The organism is Natrinema sp. 1APR25-10V2 (assembly GCF_031626495.1).
Lineage (GTDB): Archaea > Halobacteriota > Halobacteria > Halobacteriales > Natrialbaceae > Natrinema.
The window spans coordinates 225,824-246,523 of record NZ_JAMQOJ010000004.1 but is presented as its reverse complement, the minus strand read 5'-3'; the positions used below and the strand labels follow the sequence as shown (position 1 = coordinate 246,523).

Genomic DNA, 20,700 nt, shown 5'->3' with positions numbered 1-20,700 from the left:
GCCGGCATTCCTCCGATCGCCGATGGGTATCGTGAACGGACACTCCGATTCGATGAGTTTATATGTGTGTGAATGTGACTCTCTCACATGGCGACGAACCCCCAAGCCATGACGTCCGACGACACGATCGTCGGTTCGATCGATTCGACGGCCGCAAGCGACGAGTACGTCATCGCAGATATCTCCGCCGACGGTGCCTGGCTTTCCATGCAGGCGGACGACGCGCCCACGCTTCCGGCCTGGCGATAACTGGGGGAGGGAACGGGATTATTCGCCGACGAGTCCGATCGCGACCCCCGTCGCGATCGATAACGGCATACCGACGGTCGCCGCGTTCGCTTCTGCTGCCCATCCTTCGTGAGCGTCCCGCGTCGGAAACGCCCGGACCGCTGGACAGATCGCGCCGTAGGCGTCCTCGAGCGTCGCCTCAGCCGCTGGCAGTGCCGCGTCGTCGGTCACGACCCCGAACGAGACGGCCGCCGTCGACGGCGTCGCGGTCAGTTCGCCGTCCCCCGTCGCTCGCGCCTCGATGACGTCCCCGCTCGGACTCTCAGTGTGGATCTCGATCGGCTCCGACGCCAGTTCGGCCAGCACCACGGCGTCGTAGAAACATCGGAAGTGGTGCCGAGTTCCGTCCAGTTCGCCCCAGTGGGCCGTCTCTCCGTCGGCGTGACAGAGGTCTTCGGCGTCGATCGAGCCGCCGCCAGTTCGCTCCCGAAGCTCGGCGACCCAGTCCTCGAGCGTCTCGATCGACGCGTCGCCGAAGAACCCCTCCATCGCCGTCCGAACGTCGTCAGGGAGGGGTGTTTCCATCGCGGCTGCGTCACCGAGCCAGCGATCGGTCGACGGCTCCACTTCGCCCGCCACGTCCGCAGGTCGGTCTTCGACTGTGCCACAGCAATCGCAGGTTTGCTCGCTCATACACCTTCACTTCGATTCGCGAAGTACTTGTACTGTCGAGTCAGAAGTAACGGAGTACCTTCGGTGATCGAAAGCCATGCCAGAGCCCGCGGAGGACCGACTCGAGCCGACCGATTCGCCCTGTAAGATCGACTGCTACTGCCGACTCGACGGACTGATGGAACTGCTCAGTCGCCGGTACGCGATGCAACTGATCTGCGTCGTCGGTGCGATCGGTCCCGCGCGCTACGGCGAGATCGAGGACGCTTTCGACGACGTGAGCAGTTCGACGCTCTCGAGCCGGCTCGACGACCTCGTCGACGCCGGCTACCTCGACCGGGAGCGGTACGCGGAGATCCCGCCGCGCGTCGAGTACGACCTCACCGACGACGGCGACGAACTCTGCCGGAGACTCCAGCCGCTGCTCGAGTGGGCCGCGGACCGGGAGGCGTAGCCGCGAGCCGACGCCACCGGTAACAGTTTGGGATCTCGTGGCATAAGCTATCACATGTCACTCGAGCAGGTGTTCGCCCGGCTGCCCGACCCCGGTTCGCACGCGTTTCCCGACTATTCGCTGCCGAAAGGCGACCCCGTGATGCCCGTCGCGGTCACGCGCGGGGAACTCTCGTCGATCCTCGATCTCTACGAGACGTTTCGGGCCGTCGATCCGACGGGACTGGATTCGAATCCGTTCCTCGAGACGGCGACGGCGTACATGCGGCGGACGTTCGGGCTCCCTCGATATCGGCCGGACGAACAACTTCACGACGACATCGCGGCGATGCTCAACGACTTCTCGGACGATCTCGGCGGGCGTTCGCTGGGCGTCGTCGACGCGACGCCCGACCACCATCGGACGCTGTACTTTTTCCTGATCAGTTGTCGTGGCTACCACGCCGCACCCCACATCCGATTCGAACCGGACGAGGCGGCGGTGGAGACGCTCTACGACGTTTACCAGCGGGTGACCGAACAGGACATATATCTCAAGGGGCCGTCGTCGGTGTTCGACTGAGTGGAACTGGATCGAGTGAAAAGCGGGGACCGCAGCCGCGAGGGTCTGTCATCGACTCGAGTCCTCACCCGGTGAGGAAGCCGCCCGGTGGAATGCGCGTCGCGGGTCGCCCGTCCTCGTTGGTCGGCCGGTCGTCGCCGAAAGCGGGGGAGTGGGCGATCGTTCGTCGGGTCTTTGCGATTCGCTGCGTGCCTGCCGTGACGGTTGCGAGTAGTTTACTCATACAAGAGTAAAGAAGCACGGCGGTTGTATAAGTGTTTTTGAGAGGAACGATCGTGTAGGTTCGACGTCGGCGAGCGATTCGCTCGTCGTCGAACGGACGACGGTATCAGGTCGCATACCGTCGTGTTTCGGGCGTTCCCTCACCGCCGATTTTCGAGTCTCGAGACCGATCCACAAATGATAAAAATCGGATACGGCAGCGATACCGCTCCGTTCGCTCACCGGTGCAAGTGACACGCCGCGAACCGCTCGCTCGTTCCGTCCGCCGACTCGAGGTCGTAGGCCGGCCGCTCGCGCGCGCAGATGCTTCGCTCTGCAAAGGACTCGAGCAGTAGGTCGGCCGCCGCCTCCCACTGGACCGTTTCGTCTTCCTCGCGGTCGTCGGTCTCCCGGTCGGTCGCGACGAGGTCGATTGCCTCGGCGACGATCGATCCAACTTCCCCCTGCGGCGGGTCGCCGTCGAAGAACTCGGCTTCGGTCTCCGCGGCCGACATCGGTTCGAACGCCCGCCGCTTGACCGCGCGCATGAACGCCCGCGTCCGCTCCCACTCGCCGTCGGCCCAGTCGTACCCGTCGGGTGCGATCAGGCGTGGACACCGCGTCCGGAACCGACACCCCGAGGGCGGATCGGCCGGGCTCGGCACCTCGCCCTCGAGCACGCCTCTGGTCCCCCGCTCTCGCGGGTCGGGAACGGGAATCGACTCGAGCAAGGCCCGCGTATAGGGGTGTTGCGGGTTCTCGAACAGCGCTTCCTTCTCCGCCAGTTCGACGATGTGGCCCAGATACATCACCGCCACCCGATCGGAGATGTGACGGATAACCGAGAGGTCGTGGGCGATGAAGAGGTAGGTGAGGCCGAACTCCGCCTGGAGTTCCTCCATCGTGTTCAGCACCTGCGCCTGAATCGAGACGTCCAGCGCGGAGACGGGCTCGTCGCAGACGACGAAGTCGGGGTCGACCGACAGCGCCCGCGCGAGGTTGATTCGCTGGCGCTGCCCGCCCGAGAAGGCGTGGGGATACCGGTTGTAGTGGCGCGGGTCGAGGCCCACCTTCTCGAGGAGGGTCTTCGCCCGCTCGCGCCGGAGTTCGTCTTTGGACGCCGAGACGACGACGTCGACCGCGACGGTGCCGTCGTCGGTCTCGGTGGCGGTCGCCGCGAGGTGTTTCGGGGCGATCGCTTCGACGCCGTCGCCGTCGCGGTAGACCGACACCGGGACGCGAACGACGCCGTCGTCGTCCGCGTCGACCGCGATATCCGCGTCGTCCGCGACCGTTGCCTCGATCGGGGCGGTGATCCCCTCGGCGTCGACCGTCGCCGTCGTCGTCACGTTCGGATTCGCGGCGGGCATGTCGTGGGCCCGCATCGGTTCTTCGATGATCTGTCCGACCTTCATCCGCGGATCGAGCGAGGACTGCGGGTCCTGGAAGATCATCTGCATATCGGAGCGCGTCTGCCGCAGCTCCTCGCCGCCGAGGTCGGCCAGGTTCTCTCCCTTGAAGTAGATGTCCCCCTCCGTGGGCTCGAGCAGGCGGAGGATCGTCCGACCGAGCGTGCTCTTGCCACAGCCCGACTCGCCGACGAGCCCCAGCGTCTCGCCGGGCCGGATCTCGAGGGAGACGTCCTCGACCGCTTCGACCTGCCCGCGATCGACGCTGATCGGCGGGAACTGACCGGGGTCGATCTGGAGGCCCCCGAGCAGTCCCGACTCCTGGGCGAAGTACTTGGAGACGCCCTCGAGTTCCAGCAGCGGCCCCTCTCGGTCGTAGCTCCGTTCCTCGTCCATTCGGATCCCGCTACTCACTGCCCTCACCTCCGCCGTCGTCGGCGACTGGATTGGCAGCGAGTTCCGATTCCGCCTCGACGCTCCGTTGGTTTTCGCCGGCCGCCGAACCCTCGAGCGACGGACTCCCGTCGTAGTCGACGTCGAACGCGTCGTGTTTGACGCAGGCCGCGCGGTGGGGCTGGCCGTCGGCGTCCGCGACGACCCGCGTCTCGGGGTGGACTCGCGTGCACACCTCGCGTGCGTCGGGACAGCGCGGGTGGAACCGACAGCCCGACGGCGGATCGATCGCCTCGGGCATCACCCCCTCGATCGCCTCGAGATCCTCGACGGTCCGGTCGGGCCGCGGAATCGAGTTCAGGAGCGCGTTGGTGTACGGGTGTTGGGTGTCGTAGAACAGTTCTTCGACGGGCGCTTGCTCGACGATTTCGCCGAGGTACATGACGTTCACGCGGTCGCAGATCTCGGCGACGACGCCCAGATCGTGGGTGACCCAGAGGAAGCTCGTTCCGTACTTCTCCTGGAGGTCGTCGACGAGGTCGAGGATCTGTCCTTCGACGGTCACGTCCAGGGCCGTCGTCGGCTCGTCGGCGATGATCAGGCTCGGCTCGCAGGCCAGCGCCATCGCGATGAGCACGCGCTGGCGCATCCCCCCGGAGAACTGGTGGGGATACTCCTCGTAGCGCTGCTCGGGGTCGGGGATGCCGACCTCGCGGAGCATATCGATCGCTTCCGCTTTCGCTTCGTCTTCCGGCAGTCCGCGGTTCAGTTCGATGAACTCCCGGAGCTGGCCCCCGACCGTGAAGACGGGGTTGAGCGACTCCATCGGATCCTGGAAGATCACCGCGATCTCGTTGCCCCTGATTCGGGTCCGGATCTCCTCGCTCGAGAGCATGTCGTCGCGCTCTCGACGCTCGCCGTCCGGCCCCTCCTCGACGCCGACGATCGTCTCGCCCTTGTACGTGATCTCGCCGGCGACGATCTCGCCGGGGTTCTCGACGAGTCGGAGCAAGCTCATCGAAGCGACGCTCTTGCCGGCGCCGCTCTCGCCGACGAGGCCGACGATTTCGCCCTCGCGGACCTCGAAGGAGATGCCGTCGACGGCGCGTACTGTTCCGGCTTCCGTATCGAACTGCGTTTTGAGGTTCTCGACGCGAAGTAGTGGTTCAGAACTCATTGTTAGTCATCGATCCGCGGATCGAGGGCGTCCTGCAGCCCGTCGCCGAACAGGTTGAAGCCCATGATAGTGATCATGATCGCCAGCCCCGGCCAGATCGAGAGCCAGATGTTCGAGTGCATGTAGCCGTGTGCGATCTGGAGCATCTGGCCCCAGTCCGGGGTCGGCGGCTGTGCGCCGTAGCCGAGGAAGGAGAGCCCAGCCACGATGAGGATCGTGACGCCGATCTGGAGCGTCGCGTACACCAGCACCGGTGCGAAGCTGTTCGGGACGACGTGGCGCATGATGATGTGCCGATCCTTCACGCCGGCCGCCCGCGCCGCTTCGATGTAGTCCATCTCGCGGATGCTCAGCACCCGACTGCGGATGATGCGAGCGAAGACCGGTACGAACGCGATTCCGACGCCGAGCACCGCGTACCAGATGTTCGCCCCGCCGACGAAGACGGTGAAGACGATGATGAGGATCAGCGGCGGGATCGCGTAGATCGTCTCGACGAGTCGCATCAGGGTATCGTCGACCCGGCCACCGTAGTAGCCGGCGACGGCCCCGACGATCGTCCCGCCGGAGAGCCCGATGAACGTCGAGATCAGCCCGACGAACACCGATACCTGCGTCCCGTAGACGATTCTGGTGAAGTAATCGCGGCCGGTGTGGTCAGTCCCGAGCGGGTGGTCGAGCGTCCCACCGGCCGGCAGCGGGTTCCACGACTGCTCGGCCAGCGGGAAGTACGGCGGCATGTGCTGCGTTCCCACGCCCGGCGGCGGAATGCGCGTTGGATGGTCGAAGATCGGGATAAGCTTCGCGAACGTGAAGTCCGACAGCAGCCCGAGCGTGAGCGTCGAGAGATTGCTGTCCACGAACGCGTAGACCGCGACGAACAGGACGGTCGCGACGATGTACAGCCCCCATCGAGCCGTCGTGTCGCGTTTGATCTGCGCCAAGGTGTGCTGCCAGCCGACGCGCGCCTCGACTTCGTCTCCGGCCGCCTCTCCGGCCGTCGAGTCTCGATCGCCGTCGTAGTGTGAGTCGCCGATTGCCATCGTTATTCTTGCTCTCCGTAGGTGACTCGCGGGTCGACGTACGCGTACGAGATGTCGGTGATGATGACGCCGACCACGAACAGGACGCCGAGCATCATCGTGACGCCCATCACGAGCTGGTAGTCGTTCTGCTGGATCGCCCCGATGAACAACTGTCCCATTCCGTTGATGTTGAACACCGTCTCGACCAGGACCGCCCCGCCCAGCGCCGTCGACAGGTTGAGGCCGACGATGGTGATGATCGGCAGCTGGGCCACCTGGAAGGCGTGCTTCCGCAGGATCTTCCGCTCGGGCACGCCGTAGGCCCGCGCCAGCTTGACGTACTCGCCCTGCAGCGACTCGATCATTTGCGTGCGCTCGACGCGCATGATCGTCGCCATCTGTAGCGTCCCCAGCGCGATCATCGGCAGCAAGAGGTGTCGCAGCGTCTGGTAGTACAGCTCGAGGTGGCCGTCGATCCCCCGGTAGGCGCTCGGCGGACGCCACGGGTAGACCAGTCCGCTCGAGGGGAGCGGAAGGCCCGGTATCGTCCGCAGCGGCCACGGCGCCCACACGGCGAAGATCAGGATCAGGACGATCCCGATCCAGAACGAGGGGGTGCTGACGCCGACGAGCGCGGCGATGCGCGAGGCGTGATCCGTCGGCTCGTTGCGCCGGTCGGCGGCGACGATGCCGAGGGGAATCGCCGTCACGAGGGCGAACGCGTACGCCGACAGGACCAGCAGGAGCGTCGGTCCGAGCCGATCCAGCATCAGACTCGCCACCGGCCGCTGGTAGTAGATGCTCTGCCCGAGATCGCCCCGGAGCAGGCCGGCCATGTACGTCAGGTAGCGTTCGTGTAGCGGTTTATCCAGCCCGTACTTCTGTTCGATCGCTCTGACCAGTTCCTCGCTGTGTTCCTGCCCCTGAAGCATTAGACTGACCGGATCGCCCGGTCCCAGGTTCGCGAGCAGGAACGTGATCACGGAGATCCCGATCAGGACCGGAATCGCCTGCAAGAGTCTGTATATAGCGTATTTGAGCAGTTTCATTGATCCGCGAATCGGTCTGGTATCTCGTCGCGTTCGTCTCGATTCACGCCGCCGCGGGCGAGTCGGCGGGGATCCGTTCGATCGATCCCGCCGACCGCGCGCGGGGAGCATGAGCGGTCGGTCGGTCGCGGTCGCTCGAGCGGCTCCGCCTCACTCCATCGACACGTTCGTGTACTCCGCGACGAGGGTCGGGTTTCTCGTCACCTCCGGGTGGGCCTTGAGGCCGGAGACGTAGTTGCGCGAGGCCATCGTGTTGTCCTGGGTGAACGCGGGCAACACGGGTAACTGGTCGACGATCTCTCGGATGACGGGCTCGTAGAGGTCGTACCGCGCCTCTTGATCGGCCGAGTTGCGGGCGTCGGCGATGTTCTGGTGGAAGCCGTCGCTCCCGCCGTAGTAGTGGCCCTGGGTCGTCCCGGCCACGCTCTCGTGGAAGAGCGGGTAGAGGTAGTAATCGGGGTCAGGGCCGCCGGTCCATCCCAGCAGGTACATTTGGTAGTCGCTCGCCTTCCCGGTGGTGTACTTCTCGACGAGCGTCCCGAAGTCGAGCACCTGTACGTCGGCCCCGTAGCCGATCTCGTCCAATCGGGTGGCGATCCGCTCAGCGAGTTGCGCGCGGATCCCCTCCGGGGTGATGATCGTCGGCGTGAAGTCGTCGGGCGCGTGCTCGTCGAGCAGCGACTGGGCCTGATCGGGATCGTACGACGGGAGCATCTCCTTGTACTCGTCCTCCGGGAACTCCCAGACCTCGTTGACGACCGGCGGAATCGGACTGTACATCGGGGAGGTCACGTTCCCCGCGTTGGACTCGATGAAGTCCGACATCGAGAACGAGTGGGCGATGGCCTTCCGTACCTGTGGGTTGGTCGTCGGCCCCTCGTTACAGTTGAAGGCCATGTACATGAACGTCGGGCTCTCGGACGAGTGGAGTTGGACACCCTCCTCGTTCTTGAGCACGCTCCAGTCGTCGTTCGGAACCCCCGCGATGGCGTCGGTGTTCCCCGCTCGGATGTCCGAGACCCGGCCCGCGTTGTCGTCGTGGGCGACGAAGCGGACGCTGGGGATGTTGGGCTCGAGGTCGTCCCAGTAGTCGTCGTTGCGCTCCAGGTCGACGTACTCGTTCTCCTGCAGTTCGGCGAACGTGAACGGACCGGAGCCGACCGGATTCTTGTTGTACGCGTCGCGGTCCTCGGTCCGGGCGCTCTTGGATACCACCGTAACGCCCATCGTCGCGAGTTCGAACGGACCGTACGGCTGGTCCCCGAGGTCGACCTGCAGCTGGTAGTCGTCGATGACCTCGGTGCTCTCGATCATGTTGAACTCCGAGGCGTTCTCCGTCTCTTCCTCGACCGGCGCGGTAAACGAGTGAGCGACGTCTTCCGCGGTCACCTCGTCGCCGTTGTGGAACGTGGCGCCCTCCTCGAGTTCGAAGATGTATCGCGTCCCCTCGCGTTCGACCGTCGGTTCGCCGGTCGCGAGTTTCGGCTGTAGCTCGAGGTTCTCACCGTACTCGTAGAGCCCGTCGAAGACGAGCTGGATTACCTGAAAGCTGTAGGCGTCGTTCGATACGATGGGGTCGAACTTCTCTTCGCGCGACTGCTCCTGCGTGAAGTGGAAGCGGTCGCCGTTTCCGGACCCACCGTCGCCACCGATGCACCCTGCGATAACTGACGCGGAGACAGCCGCTCCCGAACCGAGCAGCCGCCGCCTGGTAATATTTGCCACGTTGCGTGACATACTGTCTCATATGCTATGGTCCCCCTTATATAACTTTTGATATGTGTATCGTTTACGGCGATAATACCCGAGTAACAGCTTCGTATTGTCACCTATACCCCCAATATTGGCGTATAAATCGGATAATCAACCGAAACTGAACAAAGATTGCCGACCGAGACGGTTTGTGATCATCTCTCAACACTATCGTGCATACTGTCATCGGTGGTCGACCGTCACCGACCGAACGCAGAACTTTTTCTACCGGCAGACACTGGTATGTCGTATGAACTATCGAGCCGTCGAACCCGCCGGCGAGTACGTCGCCAGTCTCGAGACGGGAGCCGACTGGCGGGCCGAGATCGAGTCGCTCGCGGACGCGGTCGAGGCCGACGCCGCCTGGTTTACCGCCCTCGGTGCGGTCCAGGACGCCGAACTCTGGTTTTACGATCAGGACGCCTGCGAGTACAACCCGATCGAGTTCGACGAACCGCTCGAGGTCGCGAGCTGCACGGGGAACGTCTCGCGGTTGGACGACGAACGGTTCGCCCACACCCACGCGGTCCTCTCGGGGCCCGACGGCGGGACGGTCGCCGGCCACCTGAACGAGGCGACGGTCTGGGCCGGCGAGGTCCACATGCGCGCCTTCGAGGAGCCACTCGAGCGCGAGTACGACGAGACTACCGAACTGGACCTCTGGCTCTGACATGCGGGCCGAAGACGAACGCTACTTCGAGCGGCTCGAATCCCAGCTCGACGAAGCCTTCGACGTGGCCGAGCGGGCCAAAGAGCGGGGCGGCGATCCGAAACCCGAGGTCGAGATCCCGGTCGCCAAGGACATGGCCGACCGCGTCGAGAACATCCTCGGGATCGACGGCGTCGCCGAGCGCGTCCGCGAACTCGAGGGCCAGATGTCCCGCGAGGAGGCGGCCCTCGAACTCGCGGAGGACTTCGCCGAGGGACGGGTCGGCGACTACGAGACGAAAGCGGGGAAGGTCGAAGGCGCGGTTCGGACCGCGGTCGCTCTGCTGACCGAGGGCGTCGTCGCCGCACCCATCGAGGGGATCGACAAAGTCGAGATCCTCACCAACGACGACGGGACGGAGTTCGTCAACGTCTACTACGCCGGTCCGATCCGCTCGGCGGGCGGGACCGCACAGGCACTCTCGGTACTCGTGGCCGACTACACGCGGGCGCTCGTGGGCATGGAGCAGTACGACGCCCGTCAGGAGGAGGTCGAGCGCTACGCCGAAGAGATCTCGCTGTACGACAAGGAGACCGGCCTCCAGTACACGCCGAAGGACAAGGAGACGAAGTTCATCGCCAAGCACATGCCGATCATGCTCGACGGCGAGGCCACCGGCGACGAGGAGGTTTCGGGCTTCCGCGACTTAGAGCGGGTCGATACTAACAGCGCCCGCGGTGGGATGTGTCTCGTCCTCGCCGAGGGGATCGCGCTGAAGGCGCCGAAGATCCAGCGCTACACCCGCAACCTCGACGAGATCGACTGGCCGTGGCTCCAGGACCTCATCGACGGCACCTACTACGACGCCGGCGGCGAAGAGAGTGCCGACGACGGAGACGGTGAGGCCGACAGTGACGACGGCGAGGACGCGTCCGACGACCCGGAGGAAGCCGACGGCGGCGACGAAACCGACGGCGAGCCCGACGGCCCGCCTCGCGTCGAGAAATCCCAGAAGTTCCTCCGGGACCTGATCGCCGGCCGCCCCGTCTTCGCCCACCCCTGCGCGAAGGGTGGTTTTCGGCTTCGCTACGGCCGGGCGCGCAATCACGGCTTCGCGACCGCCGGCGTCCACCCCGCCGCGATGCATCTGGTCGACGACTTCCTCGCGACGGGCACCCAAATCAAGACCGAACGCCCCGGCAAAGCGGCGGGCGTCGTCCCCGTCGACTCCCTCGAGGGGCCGACCATCAAACTCGCCAACGGCGACGTCCGCCGGATCGACGACCCCGAGGACGCCCTCGAGATCCGAAACGGCGTCGAGAAGATTCTCGACCTCGGCGAGTATCTGGTCAACTACGGCGAGTTCGTCGAGAACAACCACCCCCTCGCGCCCGCCTCCTACACCTACGAGTGGTGGATTCAGGACCTCGCGGCCGCCGGCGCTGACACGCAGGCGCTCGAGGACGACCCCCGCATCGACCTCGAATTCCCCGACGCCGACGACGCGCTCGAGTGGGCACTCGAGTACGATGCACCCCTCCACCCCGAGTACACCTACCTCTGGCACGACCTCTCGGTCGACGCCTTCTGCGACCTCGCGGCGGCGGTGGCCGACGGCCGGATCGAACGCGGCACCGACGAACCCGGCGACGACGGCGCGCTCGTCCTCGCGTACGACGAGACCGTCGCCGACGCCCTCGAGACGATCGTCATCGAACACCGACAGCGCGAGCACGACGACCGGATCGAGGTCGACGACTGGCGGCCGTTCGTCCACACGTTGGGCTGTGAACCCCGGCAGGCGGTCGCCGACGGGGCCGCGCTCGACCCCGACGGCCGGGAGGACGAATCGACGATCGAACTCGAGCGCACCTGGGACGCGGACGATCTCTCCGAGCGCGCGCGAACGTGGGGCCACGAGACCGAGGGCGACAACGCCATCGAGGCGGTCAACGAGGTCGCGCCCTTCAGCGTTCGGGAGCGCGCGCCGACCCGCGTCGGCAACCGAATGGGCCGGCCGGAGAAATCGGAGCGCCGCGATCTGAGCCCGCCGGTTCACACGCTGTTCCCGATCGGGGAGGCCGGCGGCGCACAGCGAAACGTCGCCGACGCCGCCAAACACGCCGAGACGATGTCGGACACGCCCGGCGTCGTCGACGTCCAGATCGGTCGCCAACGCTGTGAATCGTGCGGGACGGAGACGTTCAAGAACCGCTGTCCGGACTGCAACACGCGGACGACGCCTGACTACCGCTGTTACGACTGCGACGTGGCGGTCGAACCCGACGACGCCGGCCGCGTCGAGTGTCCGCGCTGCGAGCGCGAGGCGACCTGCGTCGACTCCCGCGAGATCGACATCCACGAGGAGTACCGCTCAGCCCTCGAGTCGGTCGGCGAACGCGAGAACGCCTTCGAGATCCTGAAAGGCGTCAAGGGGCTGTCCTCGACGGACAAGGTCCCCGAACCGATCGAGAAGGGAATTCTGCGGGCCAAACACGACGTCTCGGCGTTCAAAGACGGGACCGTCCGTTACGACATGACCGACCTCCCGGTCACGTCCGTCCGCGCGAGCGAACTCGATATCGACGTCGGCCAACTGCAAGCGCTGGGCTACGAGGAGGACATCCACGGCGAACCGCTCACCCACGAGGACCAGCTGGTCGAGCTCAAAGTGCAGGACATCGTCCTCTCCGACGGCGCGGCGGAACACATGCTCAAGACCGCCGACTTCATCGACGACCTGCTCGAGCAGTACTACGGCCTCGAGCCGTTCCACGAGTTCGAGGACCGCCAGGACCTGGTCGGCGAACTCGTCTTCGGGATGGCACCGCACACGTCAGCGGCAACTGTCGGGAGGGTGATTGGTTTCACGAGCGCAGCGGTCGGATACGCGCATCCGTACTTCCACGCCGCGAAGCGCCGCAATTGCGACGGTGACGAGGACTGCGTCATGCTCCTTCTCGACGGACTTCTCAACTTCAGTAAGTCTTTCCTGCCGGATCAGCGCGGGGGCAAGATGGACGCCCCCCTCGTCATGTCCTCCCGCATCGACCCCTCCGAGATCGACGACGAGGCCCACAACATGGACGTCGTCTCGCAGTACCCCCGCGACTTCTATCTCGCGACCCGCGAGCAGGCCGACCCCGGCGAGGTCGACGTCGAGATCGCAGAGGACACGCTGGGTACCGACACCGAGTACACCGGCTTCGAGCACACACACGACACCACCGACATCGCCATGGGGCCTGACCTCTCGGCGTACAAGACGCTCGGCTCGATGATGGACAAGATGGACGCCCAACTCGAGCTCTCGCGCAAGCTCGAGGCAGTCGACGAGACCGACGTGGCCGAACGGGTCATCGAGTACCACTTCCTGCCGGACCTCATCGGCAACCTCCGGGCGTTCGCCCGGCAGGAGACCCGCTGTCTCGACTGCGGCGAGAAGTTCCGCCGGATGCCCCTGACCGGCGACTGCCGGGAGTGTGGCGGCCGCGTCAACCTCACCGTCCACAAGGGCTCCGTGAACAAGTACATGCAGACCGCGATCCAGGTCGCCGAGGAGTACGACTGTCGACCCTACACGAAACAGCGTTTAGAGGTGCTCGAGCGCTCGCTCGAGAGCATCTTCGAGAACGACAAGAACAAGCAGAGTGGGATCGAGGATTTCATGTAGCCGACCTTTTGCTCTGCGCTCCTTTACTTCGTTCAGTCGCTCGGCAAAAGGTCGATCGAAAACACTCCTCCTTCCGTTCTCTCACTCCCGTCGGTCGTCCGCTCACATCAGTCGTCGGCCCGCTCGTTCGCTCGACTCGCGGCTTCCGCCGCTCGTCTTTTCGCGGCGCGTCGCGCCGCGCTTTCGCTCACTCGCGCTCAGTGACCGGGTGACGGCCTGCCCTTCCCCGTTGAGCGGACGCGCAGCGTCCGCGAGGTCGTCGGCGCGAAGCGCCGACTGCTCGAGGGACCGCTGGTCCCTCGCCGCTCAGAAGAGCTTGCTCTTCTGTAGGGTCGTGCGCCTCTCGCATCCGCTCGAGACGCACTCCCGGCCAAACGTGGAACGGACGAACGACAGAATCAGTCGCTGCTGACGCGCGTGACGCCCGGCATCTCCGCCTTCGTGTACTGTGGTTGGGGCGCACACTGCGGATCCGGTAGCCACTCCTCGAGGCGTTCGTTGAATCGCTCCGGGCGCTCTCGAGGCGTCCAGTGGCCGCAGTCGTCGACGAGGTCGAGTTTGGCGTTCGGGATCCGTTTCGCCGCGCGAACCGACCATTCGACGGGGACCAACGGGTCCTGCTTGCCGTGGACGAGCAGCGTCGGCACGGACAGCGACTCGAGGTCGTCGACGAAGTTCGTCTTGACGCGGCCGCTAAAGGAGAGTTCGTTCTCCTGGAACTCGGTGAACGCCTGTATCGAGCCGGGCTCCATCAGCTTTCGTCTGGCGTCCGCGACGAACTGCTCCGGGAGCCCGTCGGCGTCGGCGACGAGGCTGTCGAGGACCATTCGGACGCTCGCCGTGGTTGTGCTGGCGGCGATCTTTCCGAACTCGGTCATGCCCGGGACCTGCGAGAGCACCTTCCACTGGAGGGCGCTCGGCAGTCGCCCGCCGAGACCGTAGCTGTCGACGAGTGCGAGCCGATCGACGCGGTCCTGATTGGCCAGCGTGTAGCCGAGCGCGACGCCGCCGCCCATGGAGATGCCGGCCAGCGAGACGCGCTCGAAGGGCAGCGTCTCGAGGAACCCCTCGAGGACCTCGACGTACGTTTCGACGGTGTGCGTGACATCGCCCGTGCTGTTCCCGTACTCCGGCCAGTCGATGGCGTAGACGCGGTAGTCGTCCGCGAGAGCGTCGATCGTGTGTCGCCACGAAACGGTCGCATCGTCGATCCCGGCTCCGTGGCAGAGGACGACTGGTGGACCGCTCGTCCCCGCTCGTCGGTAGGCGATCCGACAGTCGCCGATCGTCGCGACGCCGGTCCCGCTCATGATCGGATCACGTCGTCAGTACAACGCCCTGCATCCGTATGTGCGATCACGTTGCTACTGAGGGCTTTTATCCGACACGACGGCTGCTGTGGATCCCCCGTTCCTACCGGTCCCCTGGTATCCGGTCCCGCCACACCGGTCGACGTCGTTCCTGGCCCCCGCAACTCGCGAGAACGCGGCCCGAGTGAAAAGATACCGCCGACCGACAGTGGTGTGAGACGAAGTATCATGATACGTCTCTCTCGTCGGGGGGTGTATATTGTTTTCTATTACCGTGTGGATATCTATCATGAGATTGCCTCGACACTCCTGTCCGTAATCGTCGTATGCGCACCCTCGAGCGACCGGTCGAACAATGCGCGCTTGGGCTTTATTCACGTCGCCGGTCTGATTCAGGTCATGGTCAATACTGGCGAGACACCGGCAAAGGAGGGCGACGAGGAAGCCGTCGAGGAGGTCGAGAAGCTCAGCTTCGGACAGACCGTTTACGACGACGACGGGAACGCGCTCGGCCGCATTCGGGGCTTCGAACAGAGCGGGTTCTTCGTTACCACCCGCGACGGTGCCGAAGCCATGAGCGTCGACCACGCTCGGGCGGGTCACGAGTTCGGCGAGGCCGAACTCATGTGGCGTTGCATGGAGTGCGGCGAGATGGGTGATATCGACGACGGACTCCCCGACGAGTGCCCGAACTGTGGGACCGAGAAGGAGAACCTGATGTACTGGACCGAGGACTGACCCACGTCGGCCGACTCGTGCCCGCACCGACCACATTCTGTATAGCACTCATAGGTTTATTTTTGAACGGGGCGTAGCGTTCACCGGTGAATCACATGGCCGAGGAACAACCGCGATTGGCGTTCGGAACGACGGTCTACACCGAAGACGGCACGAAAATCGGCCGAATTCGAGGGATCGACGAAAACGGACTCTACGTCACCCTGCAGGACGGATTCGAGGGGCTGAGCGTCGAGCACGTCCGGTCTGGCCACGAGTTCGGCGAGGCCGAACTCATGTGGCGCTGCTGGGAGTGTGGCGAAATGGGGCGGCTCGACAGCGAACTCCCCGACGAGTGCCCGAACTGCGGTACCGACCGCGAAGACCTGTACTACTGGACCGAAGACTGAACACGTCGCGCTCGCACGCGTGGCGATCGACGGCAACCGTTTTTACCCCGCTTGCACCACCTCGAGCCATGAATACCGTCGTCTTCGGCGCGGGGAGCCTCGGCAGCCTCGTCGGCGGCGTGCTCGCGCGCGACCACGACGTGACCCTCGTCGCGCGCGAGGATCACGCTCGCGCCGTCCGCGAGTCAGGTCTCCGCCTCGAGGGCGCTATCGACGGCCGGACGCACGTTACACCGGCCGCGACGACCGACGGCACGGACCTCGAGGCGGATCTCGCCGTCGTGACGGTCAAGTCGTTCGACACCGCCGCGGCCGCGGCCGCGCTCGCGACGGGTTCGTTCGACGCCGTGCTCTCGCTGCAGAACGGTATGGGAAACGAATCGACGCTCGCTTCGCGGCTCGAAACGCCGGTCCTCGCGGGAACCGCCACGTACGGTGCGATCCTGCAGGAGCCGGGCGTCGTCGAGTGTACGGGCCGCGGCGAGATCGTGGTCGGCGCTCGCGACGGCGGTCCCTCGCCGGTCGCGGACCGGGTCGGTGCGGTATTCGCCGACGCCGGCCTCGAGACGACCGTCGCCGAGGACATGCCCCGCCGCCTGTGGGAGAAGCTCGCGGTCAACGCGGGCATCAACCCCGTGACGGCGTTGACCGACACTGACAACGGAGCGATCCTCACGGAACCGGCGAGCGATCTGGCGCGGGCGGCGACCCGCGAAACCGCTCGCGTCGCCCGGGCCTGTGACGTGTCGCTTTCGAACCGCGAGGCGCTGGTCTCGCTCGAGACCGTCGCCGATGCAACAGCGGCGAACACGTCCTCGATGCGCCAGGACGTGCTTGCCGGCCGTCGCACCGAAATCGACGCGATCAACGGCTACGTCGTCGACCGCGCGGCCGAAGCCGGGCTCGAGGTTCCGACGAATCGAACGCTGACGACGCTGATCAGGACCTGGGAGTACGGTCGGAGCTTACGGTAGCGGCTCGAACGCGGGTTACTCGCCCGTCAAAACCGGCGACCGGCGGACCCGTGGCTGGCTGAACGAAATACGAAAACGATAATCCGAAATCGAACGGGACGACCGACGCGTTAGAACGGTGCTTCCGGCCCTTCGTCGGCTTCGCCGTCGTCGTCGACGGTCTCGCCGGGGAACGAGGGGCTCATACCGCCTCCCATCTCGTCGCCGCCGTCCATGCCGGTGTGGGCGTTGACCTGCTCGATTTCGGGAATCTCTTTGACCATCCGGCTCTTGATCGCCTGAATCGTCATCGGCGAGATGCCACAGCCGCTGCAGGCGCCGCCGAGCGCGATGGTGACCTCCCCGGTCTCGCGGTCGAGGTCCTGGATCGCAGCGCTCCCGCCGTGCATCTGGATCTGCGGGAAGTTGCGTCGCAGGAAGTTCGTCACGCGCTCCTCGAGGTCGTCCCCGTCGTTCTGGGTCTCAGTACTCATAGAAATGCCTTGGGTATCAGCCCCCCTAAACCTTCCGTCCTCCATGTTCGGCTGCCGGCGTCGCCGCTGGCTGCGCCCGTCTTCAGGCGAAGCCGAAGACGCGCCGCAGTTCGGTCTCGATCTCCTCGACGTGGGTCTCGAGGACCTCCTCGAACTTCGCCTCGTCGACCACGACTCCGGAAATCCGCCCGTAGGGGTCGTCGGGGAGTTCGATGCGGAACTCGCCGTCGCCTTCGTAGAAGGGTTCGCTCTCGTTTAGCACCTGCTGGTCGATCGCGTGGACGAGCTGGGAGTCGTAGCGGTCGTTCATGCGGTTGAACGCGTTCTTGTACGCCTGCTGGAGCTCGGGGAAGTAGTTGGCGTACTTGTCCTCGAACTTCTCGGGATCGAAGTCGGCCATACCTGAGATACGCGGTAGCGAGGACAAAAGTCGGACGATCGGTCGCGCTCGCCAACGTCTCGGGCCCGACCCCTCGACCGGCCAGCCCAGCGACTCCGAACCTACCAGTTCGCTGAGTCTGTAGGGGTTCCCTATACAGGTGCCCGCACTTGCAGGCGGAACGAACACCCCGGCTCTCGGCGAGAACGCCCTATATGGCCGTTGACCAAGACCCCATTCCGCGAGAAGCGCTGCCGCCGCGATGGGGCCTCGCCGAGCGCTGTGGCGATCGGTTCGTTTACTGCCACAGCCGGCCGCCGATCGAACTGATCGCGGACAGCACGCCTGCCGATCGATCACACCCGGGACTCGGCCTCTGCCGGTGCTGGGAACTTCGATACCGGTATTTCATGGCGGATCGAGCGATTACGGAGCCGATCGGTCGCGTCTCGACGCGTCGAGCCGCCGCCGACGGGCTTCTCGAGTGCATGCGGCGGATCCACAACACCGTCTCGGCGGCCGACAGCCCGGTCGAGGTCGGGGAGGTTCTCGACAGCGTGTCGCTCTGTGATTTCGTCCCCGACGGGCTCCGCTCCACCGGATAGGCCGCTTCCGACCGAAGCCGCCGTTCAAACGCGGCGCGTGAGGTGCGCTCGAACCGTCCGCTGACAGTCCCCACAGATTTCGTACAGCCGCGTCGCAGTCGACAGCAGCGGATATCGAACGGAGAGATCGGAGTAAAACGATGCTAGCAGCGATCGGTACCGTGTTCCGCCGGTTCCGTATCGGTTCGTCGAATCGGTAAGCCGTGCTTGTCGCTCGCGAGCGAGCGTCTCGAGTCGATCGCGGTCGCGCTCGAGGCGGTCGTGTTTCGCCCGCAACGCGTCGAAGTCACACTGTAAGAGCGATTCGTCGGCCGTCGTCTGTAGCCACGCGACGATCTCGTCGATCTCGTCGATCGCCGCTTCGAGCGCCTGTCGCTCCTCGCGTAGCGTCTCCAGATACGCCGTCGTCTCCCGTTGTCTGGTCTCGGTTTCCTCGAGAACGGCGCGTTTCAGCGCCGGCGTCCAGCCGGTTTCGGTCGCGAGCGCGACGGCGATATCTTCCGTCAGCTCCGCCGCGATCGTCTCGGCGAGGGGCTCGTCGGCCGCGATGTCCGCGGTGCTGTGGGGACGGACCGTTTCGGCGAACGCCTCACGGACGGTGACGCAGCGCTCGCCCAGCGTCGACGCGCTCGATCCCGACGCGCTGACTCCCGTCGTCATCGTCGTCGCGAGCGGAGCTGTCGTCCCCTGTCGATACTGGCTTCCCGCGAGGGTGGGCGTTTCTGCGGGGACGTCCCGAACGCGCTTCTCGAACGCCTCGAGCGCCGCTCTCCGATCGGCGATCGCCTCGCGTTCGTCATCGATGCACGTCACCGCCCGGTGGACGGCCGTGGTATCGCTCACGCGGTCTCACCTCGCGTGCAGACGAGACCGCCGCGCTCCGCCTCCGCGTTCGTCAGGACGAACCGCCAGTCACCGTCGCCGAGGGCGGTCACGTCGGTGACGCCGAACGCCTCGATCGGTGCTGCCGTCCGCCGCAGGAGGTCTATCCCGATCGGCAGCGTCGGGAACCGTCCCTCGCCGCACTCGATGGCGTATCCTCGCAGGGAAACCGTCCACGTCTCTCCTGGCCCGTCGTCCGACTCGCGGTTCACGCCGTACTCGCTCACCAGCGAGAGCGAGTCTACGTGTGCGAGGCTCGCTTTTACGGGATCCGCCGCGGGATCGACCGGCGGGAGAGCCGCTGCAGCCGCCGTTAGAACCCGCCTCTGCTCGGCCGCGTCGAGCTGTCGCTCGAGTTCCGACGCCATCGTCTCGAGCATGACCAGACAGAGCGTGTTCCGATCGGTCGGCGCTTCGGCCGCGGCCAGATACGCGTCCATGATCGCCCGCTCTGCGGCCTCGTGATTGCGGGCCGAGAGCGCCTCGAAGACGGCCCCCGAGACGTCGTGGCAGAACTCGATCAGCGGGCTTTCGCTTCGGGCTCGTTCCTCGCGGTCGACCCGGACGCACGGTTCGCCGGTCGCGTTCGATCGATCCGGACCGCCGGAGTCGGCTTCAACTGCATCACCGTCTGCGCTCGTCGGCCGCTCCTCGCAGACGATCGGATCGTAAAACGGTACCTTCGGATCGTAGCGTCTGAGTGCGGCGCGATACTGCTCCGTGGCTCGAGCGGCTTCGGCTGCAGCCGCTCGGGTCGCAAATCGGTGTCCAGTGACCGGGACGGGTCGTTCGCCCGAGCGCGCACCGACGACGTAGAACGCGCCGTCGTCGCTGGCCAGGCGCTCGATCTCGCTGCGGATCTCTCGGAGTGTCGTTCCGACCATGGGGTCCCTCGCGTCGTTCGTTTGTTTAGGCACACCTAAATCACTATAAGTCCACCGAATTTTAGGCTGACCTAATCATCCGATCCTCGAGCCGATGGCCCTCCGACTCGAGCGACACTGGGTTCCGCTAACGGCGGACCCGTCGCGATATATCGGTGATTCGCTCGTAGCGGTGTCGTCGCTGAACCGCAGACGGTTCGTTCGGCTACCTCGATTCGATATATCGATACGCGCTTCACCAAGGTAGCGACAGTGTCCTCGATTCGGAGCCTGCAGTGGTTGCTGAGGCGCTTTCTACGGTCTCTCTCCGTGTACTCTTCGTGGTGCAGCCGAAGCAGAGCGGGTTTCCCCAGTGACCGAACGGTCCAGAAGACACGACGACCGATACATGCGTGAAGCCACACGACTCCGCTATCACGGTCGTCCTCGACGGCCAGTGGCCAGTAACCGCGGCGGAGATAACGGTAACACACTGTTACCGTCACTCTCTCTGTCGAACGTATCGTTCTTCGAGCAGGCACACGATTTTGCGCCGCCTTCGAAACGAGTTCGCTTCCGATCTCGAGTCCTGCTGCCGCTCTATCATCGGCCCGGGGCTTCAAATGGGGAATTTCGTATAGTGGTTGCGACCGATACAGCGGCGACCGTCGCCGTTCGCGGCCGAACGGGCGTGAATCGGCGTCGGATCGGTGTACAGATTGATACACTCGAACTGGGGTACGACTGGTCGGGAGCGCGGTGGTGTCTCATCCGGCGACACCGCGATCGACCGCTGGTTCGCTCGACTCGAGTCCGAGGTCGATCGCTGCCGCGACTTTCGCAG

21 protein-coding genes are annotated in these 20,700 nt (G+C 65.2%); 9 read left to right on the top strand and 12 right to left on the bottom strand.

The annotated features are described in order from the left end of the window. Positions 1 to 87: 87 nt before the first annotated feature. Positions 88 to 249: a hypothetical protein gene (locus NDO75_RS14220; RefSeq protein WP_310907143.1), complete on the top strand. Its 162-nt coding sequence runs from the start codon at positions 88 to 90 to the stop codon at positions 247 to 249. Positions 250 to 267: 18 nt separating this feature from the next. Here the strand turns inward: NDO75_RS14220 and merB are convergent, their stop codons facing one another. Continuing rightward, positions 268 to 921 carry an organomercurial lyase gene (gene merB / locus NDO75_RS14215; RefSeq protein WP_310907141.1) on the bottom strand — a complete coding sequence of 218 codons (654 nt, stop codon included), beginning with the start codon at positions 919 to 921 and terminating at the stop codon, positions 268 to 270. 76 nt (positions 922 to 997) lie between these two features. Between merB and NDO75_RS14210 the strand changes: the two genes are divergently transcribed. Continuing rightward, a complete protein-coding gene (locus tag NDO75_RS14210; protein ID WP_310907139.1) occupies positions 998 to 1,354 on the top strand; it encodes a helix-turn-helix domain-containing protein in 357 nt (118 codons plus the stop codon). 54 nt (positions 1,355 to 1,408) lie between these two features. Continuing rightward, the gene (locus NDO75_RS14205) at positions 1,409 to 1,915 is read left to right on the top strand and encodes a hypothetical protein (protein ID WP_310907138.1); all 507 of its coding nucleotides are present in this window, start codon (positions 1,409 to 1,411) and stop codon (positions 1,913 to 1,915) included. Between the two features lie 64 nt (positions 1,916 to 1,979). Here NDO75_RS14205 and NDO75_RS14200 read toward each other — a convergent pair whose 3' ends face one another. From NDO75_RS14200 to NDO75_RS14175, 6 genes are all read right to left on the bottom strand, one after another. Beyond that, on the bottom strand, positions 1,980 to 2,138 hold the full coding sequence (locus NDO75_RS14200) for a hypothetical protein (RefSeq protein ID WP_310907137.1): 159 nt from the start codon (positions 2,136 to 2,138) through the stop codon (positions 1,980 to 1,982). Positions 2,139 to 2,355: 217 nt separating this feature from the next. Next, positions 2,356 to 3,921 (bottom strand): oligopeptide/dipeptide ABC transporter ATP-binding protein, encoded by a 1,566-nt coding sequence (locus NDO75_RS14195; protein ID WP_310907533.1) that lies wholly within the window; start codon positions 3,919 to 3,921, stop codon positions 2,356 to 2,358. Positions 3,922 to 3,931: 10 nt separating this feature from the next. Continuing rightward, positions 3,932 to 5,095 carry an ABC transporter ATP-binding protein gene (locus NDO75_RS14190; RefSeq protein ID WP_310907136.1) on the bottom strand — a complete coding sequence of 388 codons (1,164 nt, stop codon included), beginning with the start codon at positions 5,093 to 5,095 and terminating at the stop codon, positions 3,932 to 3,934. A 2-nt stretch (positions 5,096 to 5,097) separates the two neighbouring features. After that, complete coding sequence (locus tag NDO75_RS14185) at positions 5,098 to 6,138, bottom strand: ABC transporter permease (RefSeq protein ID WP_310907135.1); 1,041 nt, start codon at positions 6,136 to 6,138, stop codon at positions 5,098 to 5,100. 2 nt (positions 6,139 to 6,140) lie between these two features. After that, positions 6,141 to 7,169, bottom strand: coding sequence for an ABC transporter permease (locus tag NDO75_RS14180; protein WP_310907133.1), 1,029 nt, complete (start codon positions 7,167 to 7,169; stop codon positions 6,141 to 6,143). A gap of 150 nt (positions 7,170 to 7,319) precedes the next feature. After that, positions 7,320 to 8,906, bottom strand: coding sequence for an ABC transporter substrate-binding protein (locus NDO75_RS14175; RefSeq protein ID WP_310907132.1), 1,587 nt, complete (start codon positions 8,904 to 8,906; stop codon positions 7,320 to 7,322). A gap of 265 nt (positions 8,907 to 9,171) precedes the next feature. Between NDO75_RS14175 and NDO75_RS14170 the strand changes: the two genes are divergently transcribed. Both NDO75_RS14170 and NDO75_RS14165 read left to right on the top strand, forming a co-directional pair. After that, the gene (locus tag NDO75_RS14170) at positions 9,172 to 9,591 is read left to right on the top strand and encodes a DNA-binding protein (protein WP_310907130.1); all 420 of its coding nucleotides are present in this window, start codon (positions 9,172 to 9,174) and stop codon (positions 9,589 to 9,591) included. Position 9,592: 1 nt separating this feature from the next. Next, positions 9,593 to 13,243, top strand: a complete 3,651-nt coding sequence (locus NDO75_RS14165; RefSeq protein ID WP_310907129.1) for a DNA polymerase II large subunit — start codon at positions 9,593 to 9,595, stop codon at positions 13,241 to 13,243. A 398-nt stretch (positions 13,244 to 13,641) separates the two neighbouring features. Here NDO75_RS14165 and NDO75_RS14160 read toward each other — a convergent pair whose 3' ends face one another. Continuing rightward, on the bottom strand, positions 13,642 to 14,553 hold the full coding sequence (locus tag NDO75_RS14160; RefSeq protein WP_310907127.1) for an alpha/beta hydrolase: 912 nt from the start codon (positions 14,551 to 14,553) through the stop codon (positions 13,642 to 13,644). Positions 14,554 to 14,952: 399 nt separating this feature from the next. On the opposite strand from NDO75_RS14160, the gene NDO75_RS14155 reads away from it, so the two are divergent. From NDO75_RS14155 to NDO75_RS14145, 3 genes are all read left to right on the top strand, one after another. After that, positions 14,953 to 15,291 carry a hypothetical protein gene (locus NDO75_RS14155; RefSeq protein ID WP_310907126.1) on the top strand — a complete coding sequence of 113 codons (339 nt, stop codon included), beginning with the start codon at positions 14,953 to 14,955 and terminating at the stop codon, positions 15,289 to 15,291. A 95-nt stretch (positions 15,292 to 15,386) separates the two neighbouring features. Next, entirely contained in the window at positions 15,387 to 15,680 is a 294-nt protein-coding gene (locus NDO75_RS14150; RefSeq protein ID WP_310907125.1) for a hypothetical protein, read from the top strand. Positions 15,681 to 15,748: 68 nt separating this feature from the next. Continuing rightward, positions 15,749 to 16,654 carry a ketopantoate reductase family protein gene (locus NDO75_RS14145; RefSeq protein WP_310907123.1) on the top strand — a complete coding sequence of 302 codons (906 nt, stop codon included), beginning with the start codon at positions 15,749 to 15,751 and terminating at the stop codon, positions 16,652 to 16,654. 110 nt (positions 16,655 to 16,764) lie between these two features. On the opposite strand, the gene NDO75_RS14140 is transcribed toward NDO75_RS14145, so the two are convergent. Together NDO75_RS14140 and NDO75_RS14135 are read right to left on the bottom strand one after the other, a co-directional pair. Further along, complete coding sequence (locus NDO75_RS14140; RefSeq protein WP_310907122.1) at positions 16,765 to 17,127, bottom strand: NifU family protein; 363 nt, start codon at positions 17,125 to 17,127, stop codon at positions 16,765 to 16,767. Between the two features lie 82 nt (positions 17,128 to 17,209). After that, entirely contained in the window at positions 17,210 to 17,527 is a 318-nt protein-coding gene (locus tag NDO75_RS14135) for a DUF5783 family protein (RefSeq protein ID WP_310907120.1), read from the bottom strand. Between the two features lie 194 nt (positions 17,528 to 17,721). Here NDO75_RS14135 and NDO75_RS14130 point away from each other — a divergent pair, with 194 nt between their 5' ends. Then, a complete protein-coding gene (locus NDO75_RS14130; RefSeq protein ID WP_310907118.1) occupies positions 17,722 to 18,111 on the top strand; it encodes a hypothetical protein in 390 nt (129 codons plus the stop codon). 24 nt (positions 18,112 to 18,135) lie between these two features. Here NDO75_RS14130 and NDO75_RS14125 read toward each other — a convergent pair whose 3' ends face one another. Then, positions 18,136 to 18,954, bottom strand: coding sequence for a hypothetical protein (locus tag NDO75_RS14125; protein WP_310907117.1), 819 nt, complete (start codon positions 18,952 to 18,954; stop codon positions 18,136 to 18,138). Beyond that, positions 18,951 to 19,877: a hypothetical protein gene (locus tag NDO75_RS14120; RefSeq protein WP_310907116.1), complete on the bottom strand. Its 927-nt coding sequence runs from the start codon at positions 19,875 to 19,877 to the stop codon at positions 18,951 to 18,953. The genes NDO75_RS14125 and NDO75_RS14120 overlap by 4 nt, the downstream gene beginning before the upstream one ends. Positions 19,878 to 20,700 lie beyond the last annotated feature (823 nt).

What these genes read in the sequence shown, in the direction of transcription:
- NDO75_RS14220 (WP_310907143.1), top strand. Translation starts at nt 88, where the DNA reads ATGGCGACGAACCCCCAAGCCATGACGTCCGACGACACGATCGTCGGT.
- merB (WP_310907141.1), bottom strand. Translation starts at nt 921, where the DNA reads ATGAGCGAGCAAACCTGCGATTGCTGTGGCACAGTCGAAGACCGACCT.
- NDO75_RS14210 (WP_310907139.1), top strand. Translation starts at nt 998, where the DNA reads ATGCCAGAGCCCGCGGAGGACCGACTCGAGCCGACCGATTCGCCCTGT.
- NDO75_RS14205 (WP_310907138.1), top strand. Translation starts at nt 1,409, where the DNA reads ATGTCACTCGAGCAGGTGTTCGCCCGGCTGCCCGACCCCGGTTCGCAC.
- NDO75_RS14200 (WP_310907137.1), bottom strand. Translation starts at nt 2,138, where the DNA reads ATGAGTAAACTACTCGCAACCGTCACGGCAGGCACGCAGCGAATCGCA.
- NDO75_RS14195 (WP_310907533.1), bottom strand. Translation starts at nt 3,921, where the DNA reads ATGGACGAGGAACGGAGCTACGACCGAGAGGGGCCGCTGCTGGAACTC.
- NDO75_RS14190 (WP_310907136.1), bottom strand. Translation starts at nt 5,095, where the DNA reads ATGAGTTCTGAACCACTACTTCGCGTCGAGAACCTCAAAACGCAGTTC.
- NDO75_RS14185 (WP_310907135.1), bottom strand. Translation starts at nt 6,138, where the DNA reads ATGGCAATCGGCGACTCACACTACGACGGCGATCGAGACTCGACGGCC.
- NDO75_RS14180 (WP_310907133.1), bottom strand. Translation starts at nt 7,169, where the DNA reads ATGAAACTGCTCAAATACGCTATATACAGACTCTTGCAGGCGATTCCG.
- NDO75_RS14175 (WP_310907132.1), bottom strand. Translation starts at nt 8,906, where the DNA reads ATGTCACGCAACGTGGCAAATATTACCAGGCGGCGGCTGCTCGGTTCG.
- NDO75_RS14170 (WP_310907130.1), top strand. Translation starts at nt 9,172, where the DNA reads ATGAACTATCGAGCCGTCGAACCCGCCGGCGAGTACGTCGCCAGTCTC.
- NDO75_RS14165 (WP_310907129.1), top strand. Translation starts at nt 9,593, where the DNA reads ATGCGGGCCGAAGACGAACGCTACTTCGAGCGGCTCGAATCCCAGCTC.
- NDO75_RS14160 (WP_310907127.1), bottom strand. Translation starts at nt 14,553, where the DNA reads ATGAGCGGGACCGGCGTCGCGACGATCGGCGACTGTCGGATCGCCTAC.
- NDO75_RS14155 (WP_310907126.1), top strand. Translation starts at nt 14,953, where the DNA reads ATGGTCAATACTGGCGAGACACCGGCAAAGGAGGGCGACGAGGAAGCC.
- NDO75_RS14150 (WP_310907125.1), top strand. Translation starts at nt 15,387, where the DNA reads ATGGCCGAGGAACAACCGCGATTGGCGTTCGGAACGACGGTCTACACC.
- NDO75_RS14145 (WP_310907123.1), top strand. Translation starts at nt 15,749, where the DNA reads ATGAATACCGTCGTCTTCGGCGCGGGGAGCCTCGGCAGCCTCGTCGGC.
- NDO75_RS14140 (WP_310907122.1), bottom strand. Translation starts at nt 17,127, where the DNA reads ATGAGTACTGAGACCCAGAACGACGGGGACGACCTCGAGGAGCGCGTG.
- NDO75_RS14135 (WP_310907120.1), bottom strand. Translation starts at nt 17,527, where the DNA reads ATGGCCGACTTCGATCCCGAGAAGTTCGAGGACAAGTACGCCAACTAC.
- NDO75_RS14130 (WP_310907118.1), top strand. Translation starts at nt 17,722, where the DNA reads ATGGCCGTTGACCAAGACCCCATTCCGCGAGAAGCGCTGCCGCCGCGA.
- NDO75_RS14120 (WP_310907116.1), bottom strand. Translation starts at nt 19,877, where the DNA reads ATGGTCGGAACGACACTCCGAGAGATCCGCAGCGAGATCGAGCGCCTG.